Annotated in this window: 7 protein-coding genes; 3 read left to right on the top strand and 4 right to left on the bottom strand. The window is 60.0% G+C overall.

Features of this window, described 5'->3' with window-relative positions:
- The first annotated feature begins 26 nt into the window (after positions 1-26).
- Positions 27-977 carry a cytochrome c gene (locus tag EOC06_RS30345; RefSeq protein ID WP_127395276.1) on the top strand — a complete coding sequence of 317 codons (951 nt, stop codon included), beginning with the start codon at positions 27-29 and terminating at the stop codon, positions 975-977.
- Here EOC06_RS30345 and EOC06_RS30340 read toward each other — a convergent pair.
- From EOC06_RS30340 to EOC06_RS30330, 3 genes are all read right to left on the bottom strand, one after another.
- Positions 974-1,378: an SET domain-containing protein gene (locus tag EOC06_RS30340; protein ID WP_127321379.1), complete on the bottom strand. Its 405-nt coding sequence runs from the start codon at positions 1,376-1,378 to the stop codon at positions 974-976. The genes EOC06_RS30345 and EOC06_RS30340 overlap by 4 nt on opposite strands.
- 156 nt (positions 1,379-1,534) lie before the next feature.
- Complete coding sequence (locus EOC06_RS30335; RefSeq protein ID WP_127269948.1) at positions 1,535-2,161, bottom strand: LysE family translocator; 627 nt, start codon at positions 2,159-2,161, stop codon at positions 1,535-1,537.
- Positions 2,158-4,281, bottom strand: a complete 2,124-nt coding sequence (locus EOC06_RS30330) for a S9 family peptidase (RefSeq protein WP_128309526.1) — start codon at positions 4,279-4,281, stop codon at positions 2,158-2,160. The genes EOC06_RS30335 and EOC06_RS30330 overlap by 4 nt, the downstream gene beginning before the upstream one ends.
- Before the next feature lie 197 nt (positions 4,282-4,478).
- On the opposite strand from EOC06_RS30330, the gene EOC06_RS30325 reads away from it, so the two are divergent.
- Positions 4,479-4,847 (top strand): SH3 domain-containing protein, encoded by a 369-nt coding sequence (locus EOC06_RS30325; protein WP_127380100.1) that lies wholly within the window; start codon positions 4,479-4,481, stop codon positions 4,845-4,847.
- A 443-nt stretch (positions 4,848-5,290) separates the two neighbouring features.
- Positions 5,291-5,716: a MucR family transcriptional regulator gene (locus tag EOC06_RS30320; protein ID WP_013532660.1), complete on the top strand. Its 426-nt coding sequence runs from the start codon at positions 5,291-5,293 to the stop codon at positions 5,714-5,716.
- Positions 5,717-5,881: 165 nt separating this feature from the next.
- On the opposite strand, the gene EOC06_RS30315 is transcribed toward EOC06_RS30320, so the two are convergent.
- On the bottom strand, positions 5,882-6,293 hold a 412-nt coding region (locus EOC06_RS30315), incomplete at its 5' end, for a SufE family protein (protein ID WP_128309525.1).

The raw sequence follows: 6,293 nt of genomic DNA, 5'->3' as shown, positions 1-6,293 counted from the left end.
GAATCAAGAAGGGCTGATCACCAGCCATGGCATGGCTGAAGAAACTTGTCGGCGCCGTCGTCATTCTGGGCGGCGTCGGCGCGGTTGCCGGGTGGGTCCTGTCGGCGCCGGTGAGGCTCGACAGGGAAACCCTGGCCAAGCTCGGTCCTGGTGACGCAGCCAGGGGCAAGCGCATCTTTTATGCCGGCGGTTGCACATCCTGCCATGCAAAGCCGGGCTCACAGGGCGACGCCCGGCTTCAACTCGTGGGTGGCCTTGAACTCAAGACGCCGTTCGGAACCTTCGTGCCGCCCAACATTTCGCAAGATCCCAGGGACGGTATCGGCGCATGGTCTGTCGAGGACCTCGCCAATGCCATGCTGAAGGGCGTGTCGCCGTCTGGTGAGCATTTCTATCCGGCGTTTCCCTACGCATCCTACGCGCGCATGAATCCGGCTGACATTGGCGATCTCTATGCCTTCTTGAAGACGTTGCCGGCCGTCGCCGGCAAGGCAGCGGGCAATTCGCTCGATTTCCCCTTCAATATCCGCCGCGGCATCGGCCTGTGGAAATTGCTCTATCTCAGCGATCAGCCGGTTGTTGCCTTCCCCGAAGGCACGCCTGATCCGGTGATGGCAGGCCGCTACCTGGTCGAGGGTCCGGGCCATTGCGGCGAATGCCACACGCCGCGCGATCCTGCGGGCGGCACGAAGAAGAACGAGTGGATGGCGGGCGCCGTGGCCGCCGAAGGCAATGGCATCGTGCCGAACATCACATCGGGCGAGGGCGGTCTCGCCGACTGGTCGGAGGCCGATATCGCCAACTATCTCGAAACCGGCTTCACGCCCGATTTCGATTCGGTCGGCGGCGCCATGGTCGATGTCCAACGGAACATGGCCGAACTGACGCCGCAGGACCGTGCGGCCATCGCCGCCTATCTGAAGGCGATACCGGCGCATCCAAACGGCTATCCGGCCCGCAAGAAGACGGCAAACTAGACCGAGTCTTCGGACAGGTGGCGGTCGCCGAGAAAATCGAAACCCGTCTCGAAGAAATGGTTGTAGTTGCAGGTCAGCTCTTCGCCAGGCGCGATGTCGCGCAGCGCAAAGCTCTCCTCCGGTGAGGAGACGTCGCAGTTCGGCTCGTCGGCATGGTTCATGTAGCGCGCGTCGTCGGCTTCGAAGACGATGTAGTTCGGATCGCGGCGGTCGGGATAGGAGTAGCGATCGAGATAGCTCTTCACCGGACCGGCCGCACGTTCATAAGTCTCGACCTCGATGAGCCGATCGAACCTTGGGTCCAGCTTCCAGATCAGAGTGCCGCGAGGAATGTGGTTCTTGGCAAAGACGCCGATTCCCTGGATAGGCGATTTGTCGAGATAGACGTCGACGAGCAGCATAATGGACCTTTACGCGATTGGAGGCTGTCGGGCCGGGAAAAACCGCGCACTGGGTAGCGCGCGGTCATCGCAATTGCGAGTGAAAATGAGCAACGGGAACTTAAAAAACCCTGATCACGCAGCCTCTTCGGAAGGCGCGTCGATCATCGTCTGGAGTCAGCGTTGCTGCAGCGCCAGACGGACGCCCAAAGCGCAGTAGATGCCGCCGACAACTTTGCCCTGCCAACGTAACACCGACGGATTTCGGCGCAGGAACGTGCCGAGCCGGCCAGCGCTCACGGCAAAGACGACCGTGCTGAAAAGGCCCAGTACGACGAAGATGGCCCCCAACACGGTCATCTGAAGCATCACCGTCCCGTTTTCAGGCCGCACGAACTGAGGCAGGAAGGCAAGGAAGAACAGAGCGGTCTTGGGGTTGAGCACTTCGGTCAGGACAGCCTGTCGAAACGCCTTCCCGGCAGAGATCGCAAGCGCGCCGGCAGCCGGGCCGCCTGGTGTTTTCTCCATGATCGCGCGAATGCCGAGATAAACCAGGTAGGCCGCGCCGATGTACTTTATGACGCTGAACAGCGTCGCCGATGCGGCGATGATCGCCGATATGCCGATCATGGCCATGACGGTGTGAAAGATGTCGCCGACAGCGATCCCGGCGCCGGTCGCGATGCCAACCTTGGTTCCGGAACTCGTTGCCCGCGCTATGGTAAGGAGCGTGGCCGGGCCGGGGATGAAGACGAAGCCGAGCACAACCGCGACATAAGCAATCAGTGTAGCGAGATCGATCATCGGTCGATTTCTCCCGTAGGCTGCGCCTTACCCATCACCTTCAGCGCGAAGGAATAGGTGTAGGCGATCTCCTCCAGCCGCGAAAACCGGCCGGAGGCACCGGCATGGCCGGAATCCATGTTGATCTTGAACAGAACCGGATTGTCCCCGCTCTTGCGGTCGCGCAGCCGGGCCACCCATTTGGCCGGTTCCCAATAGGTGACGCGCGGATCGGTGAGACCGGCCAGCGCCAGGATCGGCGGATAGTCGTGATCAGCGACATTGTCATAGGGCGAGTAGGCGGCAATGGTCCGGTAATCGTCGGCGGACGCGATCGGGTTGCCCCATTCGGGCCATTCCGGCGGCGTCAGCGGCAGGGTCTCATCGAGCATGGTGGTGAGCACATCGACGAAGGGAACCTCTGCGACGATGCCGCCAAAACAATGCGGCGCCATGTTGGCGACGGCACCCATCAGCATGCCGCCGGCCGAACCGCCCTGGGCGACGATACGGTCATGCGCCGTGTAACGCTCCGTCACCAGATGGCGCGCGACGGCGATGAAATCGGTGAACGTGTTCATCTTGTTCTCCCGCTTGCCGTCATCGTACCAGCCATAGCCCTTGTCCTTGCCGCCGCGAACGTGAGCGATGGCGAAGACAAAGCCCCGGTCGACCAGCGAGAACCAGTTGGTGTTGAAGGCGGCCGGCACGGTGATGCCATAGGAGCCGTAGCCGTAAAGCAGGCAAGGTGCGGATCCGTCCAGCGGCGTGTCGCGATGGTGCAAAAGCGAGATCGGCACCAGTTCGCCATCGCTGGCCGGCGCCATCAGGCGCCGCGTGACATAGTGGTCCGCATCATGGCCGGATGGCACTTCCTGGGTCTTCAGCAGCACCCGCTCGCGGGTACGCATATTATAGTCGAACACCTGCGCAGGCGTCGTCATCGACGAATAGGAAAAGCGCATGATCTCGGTGTCGTACTCATAGGAACCCGACAGGCCGAGCGAGAAAGCCTCCTCGTCGAGGGACAAAAGATGCTCCTCGCCGCTGGTGCGGTCGTGCACGACGATGCGCGGCAGGCCTTCCTTGCGTTCGAGCCGGACCATGTGGTCTCTGAAGCCGATCACCGACAGGATCAGCCGGCCGGGCTCGTGCGGCACCAGTTCCTGCCAGTTGGCGCGCACGGGATCGCCCGCTGGTGCCGTCATGATCTTGAAGTCCTTGGCGCCGTCGGCATTGGTCAGGATGAAGAAGATATCGCCGCCTTCTTCCAGCTCGTACTGCAGGCCAATCTCGCGCGGCGACACCAGTTTCGGTTCGGCAAACGGATCGTCGGCGCGCATCAGGCGGTATTCCGAGGTTTCGTGGTCGTTGATGCCGATCATGATCCACTCGTTGTTGCGGGTGCCGTCGACATTCATGAAGAAGCCGGGATCGGTTTCCTCATAGATCAGCCGGTCGCTTTGCGGGCTGTCGCCAAGCGCATGGAACAGCACCTTTGATGGGCGGTGGTTGGGGTCGAGACGTGTATAGAAGAAGCCGTCATTGGCGGCGTTCCAGACACCTGAACCGCCGGTGTCGGGGATCTGGTCCGCAAGTTCCCTGCCGTCGGCAAGGTCACGCACGCGAAGCGTGTAGAATTCGGAGCCCTTGTCGTCGAATGCCCACAGCAGCCTTGCGTGGTCGGCCGAATGGTCGACGCCGCCAAGACGGAAATAGGCCTTGCCCGCGGCCTCTGCGTCACCATCGAGCAGGATATGCTCGGCACCGCCGTCGCGCGGCATACGGAAATAGCGCGGCTGCTCGCCACCAAGCTTGAAGGACGAGCCATAGGCATAGGGTCCGTCCTTCATCGGCACGGAAGAATCGTCTTCCTTGATACGGCCCTTCATCTCCTTGAAAAGCTGCTTCTGCAGTTCGACCGTGTCGGCCATCAGCTTCGACTGGTAGGCATTCTCCGCCTCGAGTTCTGCGCGGATTCCCGCATCGAGCAATGAGGGGTCGCGGAACATCTCCTGCCAGTTGCCGGCCCGCAGCCAGGCATAGTCGTCGGTTCGCGTGATGCCGTGATGCGTGTCGGAAACCGGCCGCTTCTCGGGCGTTGGCGGGCTGACGATCGGAAATATGGATGTCTTGGTCATTGCGTCTCGCTTTGCAGTATCTTGAACGGGCCAGTATCTTGAATAGGCCAGTATCTTGAATAGGCCAGTATCTTGAATGGACCATCTCAAATGGAGAAATATCTTGAACGGCGAATGAACACGCCGCTCAGGGCAGGTTCAAGAGCCACAGCGTATGGGTTGTGTCGGCTCCAGGAGATGAGCCGGGAGGAGAGATGATGACTATTTGGCCTCGGACTGCTGCGGCTTTCGCCGTTGCTTCACTAACTCTGGCCTTTGCCGGCCAGTCTCATGCGACCGTATTCGCGGCTTGGCAAGTGGCCAATGTGCCGTTCGGCGACACGCTCAATGTGCGCAAATACCCTTCGGGCGCATCCCAGAAGCAGGCGGCATATCCGAACGGGACCGTTCTGCAGATGACCGGGCGATGCACCGGCGGAATAAACCTGCTCGACATCGCCAACCAGCCGGCATGGAAGCAGGAACAAAAGATTCGTTTTCGCTGGTGCGAAGTCTGGCATGATCCGGCCCAGAACGGCAAATTCGTCACCGGCTGGGCGTATGGTAAATACATCACGCCGCATTGATTGATCCGGCAGCAATCAGCCGATCCGCCGGATGACAGGCATGTCGCCTGATTGCTTGCGTATGACCGCGGCAACCTGTGGTTTTGTGGACGAATGCGAACAACCAATATTGCCCGGCGATAGCCAAACAAAATCAAACATTAAAACCCATTTCGTGAGATGCCGCGAATGTAACGGTGAGCTGACGTTGCGTCAGCCGTTGCCGACGAGCGCGCGAAATATCGATAAATTACACAATGCACGAAAGATTGAAGCTGATCGCGGAATAATTGATCAATATCGTTCAATATAGTGTAAGGGCCGAATTGACTTACTTGGTCTGGGCGCTCATTGATGTGCCCGCGACACGAATCGTAGAAACTCTACCTGCACAAAATTCGTGCGATGCCCTGCTTGTAAAAAAGGGCGCAGATCGATGTAACTCTTGTTGGGGCCCGAAGACCATGGATATTGTCGAAACACCTTCCAGAAACAGCGATGCGCTGATCGAATTGACCGCCGATGTGGTGGCCGCCTATGTCAGTAACAATCCCGTGCCGGTCGGCGAATTGCCGAACCTGATATCCGATGTCCATGCTGCGCTCGGGCGTGTGGGCGGAACCGCCGAACAGCCGCCTGCCGACAAGCAGAAGCCGGCGGTCAACCCGAAGCGGTCGGTTCATGACGACTACATCGTCTGCCTTGAAGACGGCAAGAAGTTCAAGTCGCTGAAGCGCCATTTGATGACCCACTATGACCTGACACCGGACCAGTATCGCGAAAAGTGGAACCTTGACCCGACCTATCCGATGGTTGCACCCAACTATGCGGCTGCCCGGTCACAGCTTGCCAAGAAGATGGGCCTCGGCCGCAAGCGCAAAGCGCGGTAATCGCTGCCAGAGCAATTCAAGGAAAAGTGAAACGGTTTTCCTGGGAAAGCGCATAGAGCTCTCCCTTGGGAATAGCGTCAAAATAAGCCAGATCGGATCGACATCAACGGCGCCTTCGGGCGCCGTTTGATTTTTTGCGCCGCGAGGCGCGGATCCGGTATGGTGTCAGGCGGTCTGCTTGAGCGCTGCCTCGGCGTCGCGCTTGATGCGCTTGACCATCGAGCGAAGGCCGTTGGCGCGCTGCGGCGACAGATGTTCGTCGAGGCCGAGTTCTTTCAATGTCGCTTCCGCATCGGTCTGCTGGATTTCGCTGGCGGTCCTGCCGGAAAACAGCGCAAGTATGATCGCAACCAGTCCACGCACGATGTGAGCGTCCGAATCGCCCGTGAAGGTGATGACTGGGTCGGCTCCAGCCCCGCGTTCGGTGGTCAGCCAGACCTGACTGACGCATCCCGGCACCTTGTTGGCGGCGCTGCGCTGCTCGTCGGGAAATGGCGGCAGCGCCTCGCCGAGTTCGATGACATAGCGATAGCGGTCTTCCCATTCCTCGAGGAACGAAAAATCGTCGCGGATCGTC

This window comes from Mesorhizobium sp. M7A.F.Ca.MR.362.00.0.0 (assembly GCF_004023175.1).
Taxonomy (GTDB): domain Bacteria; phylum Pseudomonadota; class Alphaproteobacteria; order Rhizobiales; family Rhizobiaceae; genus Mesorhizobium.
The sequence above is the reverse complement of the archived record's forward strand: the minus strand, read 5'-3'. Positions and strand labels throughout refer to the sequence as shown.

Excerpts from the sequence above, each read along its gene's own strand:
- EOC06_RS30330 (WP_128309526.1), bottom strand. The coding sequence starts at position 4,281 with ATGACCAAGACATCCATATTTCCGATCGTCAGCCCGCCAACGCCCGAG.
- EOC06_RS30335 (WP_127269948.1), bottom strand. The coding sequence starts at position 2,161 with ATGATCGATCTCGCTACACTGATTGCTTATGTCGCGGTTGTGCTCGGC.
- EOC06_RS30345 (WP_127395276.1), top strand. The coding sequence starts at position 27 with ATGGCATGGCTGAAGAAACTTGTCGGCGCCGTCGTCATTCTGGGCGGC.
- EOC06_RS30325 (WP_127380100.1), top strand. The coding sequence starts at position 4,479 with ATGACTATTTGGCCTCGGACTGCTGCGGCTTTCGCCGTTGCTTCACTA.
- EOC06_RS30320 (WP_013532660.1), top strand. The coding sequence starts at position 5,291 with ATGGATATTGTCGAAACACCTTCCAGAAACAGCGATGCGCTGATCGAA.
- EOC06_RS30340 (WP_127321379.1), bottom strand. The coding sequence starts at position 1,378 with ATGCTGCTCGTCGACGTCTATCTCGACAAATCGCCTATCCAGGGAATC.